General features: G+C 64.9%; 3 protein-coding genes. 2 read left to right on the plus strand and 1 reads right to left on the minus strand.

Annotated features, from left to right (window positions below; translation table 11 throughout):
• Positions 1–130: 130 nt before the first annotated feature.
• Positions 131–982 carry a formyltetrahydrofolate deformylase gene (purU, locus tag VW23_RS00515; RefSeq protein WP_069907650.1) on the plus strand — a complete coding sequence of 284 codons (852 nt, stop codon included), beginning with the start codon at positions 131–133 and terminating at the stop codon, positions 980–982.
• 28 nt (positions 983–1,010) lie between these two features.
• Here purU and VW23_RS00520 read toward each other — a convergent pair whose 3' ends face one another.
• Complete coding sequence (locus VW23_RS00520; RefSeq protein ID WP_069907651.1) at positions 1,011–1,904, minus strand: NAD(P)H-binding protein; 894 nt, start codon at positions 1,902–1,904, stop codon at positions 1,011–1,013.
• Positions 1,905–2,048: 144 nt separating this feature from the next.
• Between VW23_RS00520 and VW23_RS00525 the strand changes: the two genes are divergently transcribed.
• Positions 2,049–2,408, plus strand: coding sequence for a winged helix-turn-helix transcriptional regulator (locus VW23_RS00525; protein WP_244513307.1), 360 nt, complete (start codon positions 2,049–2,051; stop codon positions 2,406–2,408).
• Positions 2,409–2,441: the final 33 nt, after the last annotated feature.

Here is a 2,441-nt window from a genome sequence, read left to right on the forward strand (position 1 = left end):
CACCGGCGGTCACCAAGACCTACACTAGGTCGCTCGACGGCAGCGTCAGATTTGTATAAGAGCCAGCCCCCTTGACCCCGCGCCCCCCCGCGTGCATCGCTCCGCGACTTTGTTTCCCGGAGCGCTTTAGATGTCGTCCAATTTCGTTCTCACCCTCTCCTGTGCCGATCGGCCTGGGATCGTCGCCGCGGTGACCACGGAATTGGCGGGCCTCAGTTGCAACATCGCGGAATCCAACCAGTTCTGGGACAGAGAGACCGGCCAGTTCTTCATGCGGCTGGCCTTCACCACCCCTGATGGTGTCGATCGCGATGCGCTGGAGCGCGGCCTGAAGCCGGCGGTCGAGCGCTTCGGCATGCGCACCACGCTGGTCGATGAGGCGAAAAAGAAGAAGATCCTGGTGATGGTCTCTAAGTTCGACCACACCCTGCTCCACCTGCTCTACCAGATCCGTGTCGGCTGGCTCGATGCCGAGGTGGCGGCGATCGTCTCCAACCACGAGGATAGCCGGAAGACCGCCGACTACGAGGGCATCCCGTTCCACCTGCTGCCGGTCGGCAAGGACAACAAGGCGGCGCAGGAAGACCAGGTGATCGCGCTGTTCAAGGAGACCGGCGCCGATCTCGTGGTGCTCGCCCGCTACATGCAGATTTTGAGCGACAAGTTCGCCACCCGGCTCTACGGGCAGATCATCAACATCCACCACTCGTTCCTCCCGAGCTTCAAGGGCGCCAAGCCCTATCACCAGGCGCATGAGCGCGGCGTCAAGATCATCGGCGCCACTGCCCATTACGTGACGCCGGAGCTCGACGAGGGCCCGATCATCGAGCAGGAAACCGCGCGGGTGACGCACGCGCTGAGCCCCGACGACCTGGTGGCCGCCGGGCGCGATGTCGAAAGCCGGGTACTGGCGCGAGCGGTAAAGCTCCACCTCGAGAACCGGGTGATGCTGAACGGCAAGAAGACGGTGGTGTTCGGCTGAGGCAGTAACTGCCCCAGCCCGAACTGGCTTACGCCGCCTTGGCCAGCGCCGCCTTGTTGGCGACCAGCCAGCTTTCGAGGCTCTGCGGCTCAGCGCCGGTAAGCGCCCGATAGTCGCCGCTGACGTCGCCGAGGCGGCCATTGGCGATGTGGATCTCGGCCGACGACAGCACGGCGGCGACCGGCGCCGGCAGCCCCGCACCGATCATTCCCTGTTCGAGGTGCGGCACGGTAACCGGGATGGCGGCGATCTCTCCGCCCAGCGTGCTGCCGATCAGGGCCGCGAGTTCGGGAACCGTGTAGGCCGTGGCGCCACCCAGGGTCAGCGCCGACTTGCCGTTGTCACCATTGGCGAGGGCGGTTGCGGCGGCGCGGGCGAGGTCGCTACGCGCGATATAGGCGATGCGGCCGTCGCCACTGGCATTGAACCACTGACCTGACTGCAGCAGCTGCGGAATGGTGTGGTTGAGGTTCTCAAAATACCAGTTGTTGCGCAGCACCGTCCAACCCGGCAGCTGGCTGGCGGCCAGCGCGTCCTCGGTCTTGGCATGATCGTGGACGATCAGCAGCTCGGGTGCCACCGGGTTGGGGATCGAGGTGTAGAGGACGTGCTGCACGCCAGCGGCGACCGCTGCATCGATGGCGGCCTGATGCTCGACGAGGCGCGTGCCGACCGAGGTGGTGCTGATCAGCAGCAGCCGATCGGCGCCCTTGAATGCTTCCGCCAGGGTTTCCGGTTTGGCGAAATCGGCAGCGCGGACGGTGACGCCGCGTGCCGCGAAGTCAGCAAGCTTCGCCGGGTTGCGGGTGGTGGCGATGATGCGGGAGGGTTCGACCTTCACGGTATCGAGCAGGTGCTCGACGACGAGACGCCCGAGCTGGCCGTTGGCGCCGGTGACGAGCAGGGTGGGAGGGGTAGTCATGCTGGAGTCTCCTAGGTTGTCTCTTTTTGAGACTACGTGTACAATAGGAACTGCCTCAGCTGCCGCAAGACGGCAGTTTCAACGCCCCTGGTTACCCCGAAGGAACCACCTATGCCGGTTAGCCCGATTGCCCCGCTGAGCCAGATGATGGCCGAATATTCCGACCCCTCGCAGTGCCCGGTGCGCAACGTGCTGGACCAACTCGGCGACAAATGGAGCGTCTTGATCATCTCGGCACTGGCGCATCGCCCCTACCGCTTCGGCGAGTTGAAGCGCGAGATCAGCGATATCAGCCAGCGCATGCTGACCCAGACTTTGCGCGACCTGCAGGCCGACGGGCTGATCGAGCGCACCGTGTTCCCGACCACCCCGCCAAGCGTCGAGTACAAGCTCAGCCCCATGGGCCACAGCTTCCTCGTGCCGCTCTCGGCCATGGTCGACTGGGCGTTCGAACACTTCCCGGCGATCCGCGAAGCGCGGCAGGAGTTTGCCAGGGCGGCGTGACGCCTCTCCTGAAGGGGGCCGTCTCTCTCAGTC

Source organism: Devosia insulae DS-56 (genome assembly GCF_000970465.2).
In the GTDB taxonomy this organism is placed as follows: Bacteria; Pseudomonadota; Alphaproteobacteria; order Rhizobiales; family Devosiaceae; genus Devosia_A; species Devosia_A insulae.

What these genes read in the sequence shown, in the direction of transcription:
- purU (WP_069907650.1), top strand. Translation starts at nt 131, where the DNA reads ATGTCGTCCAATTTCGTTCTCACCCTCTCCTGTGCCGATCGGCCTGGG.
- VW23_RS00520 (WP_069907651.1), bottom strand. Translation starts at nt 1,904, where the DNA reads ATGACTACCCCTCCCACCCTGCTCGTCACCGGCGCCAACGGCCAGCTC.
- VW23_RS00525 (WP_244513307.1), top strand. Translation starts at nt 2,049, where the DNA reads ATGATGGCCGAATATTCCGACCCCTCGCAGTGCCCGGTGCGCAACGTG.